This is a genomic window from Halalkalibacter lacteus, assembly GCF_036663595.1.
Classification (GTDB): Bacteria; Bacillota; Bacilli; order Bacillales; family Bacillaceae_D; genus Halalkalibacter; species Halalkalibacter lacteus.
The window spans coordinates 1-245 of sequence record NZ_JAWRVL010000387.1 but is presented as its reverse complement, the minus strand read 5'-3'; the positions used below and the strand labels follow the sequence as shown (position 1 = coordinate 245).

The 245-nt window shown below is 35.1% G+C and carries 1 protein-coding gene; it reads right to left on the bottom strand.

The genetic code is table 11. The features are described from left to right. Positions 1 to 29 precede the first annotated feature (29 nt). On the bottom strand, positions 30 to 245 hold a 216-nt coding region (locus SAZ04_RS22765), incomplete at its 5' end, for a TAXI family TRAP transporter solute-binding subunit (RefSeq protein ID WP_332700018.1).

Below are 245 nucleotides of genomic sequence, written 5' to 3'. Positions count from 1 at the left end.
ATTGAAAGAGTAAGCTCTCAAGAAATATATTAGTCTAATGCTCCCACTTCTTTAAAGTAACGATCAGCTCCTGGATGAAATGGAATAGGCATACAAACGTCAACGGTTTCTAACGTTATATCTTTTGCAGCATTGTGAGATACTTGAATTTGCTCAAGACTTTCAAACAATGCCTTAGTAATTTCATATCCAGCGTCTTCAGAGACTTCATTTGAAAGTAGAAATAAATTAGTAATAGCGGCTGT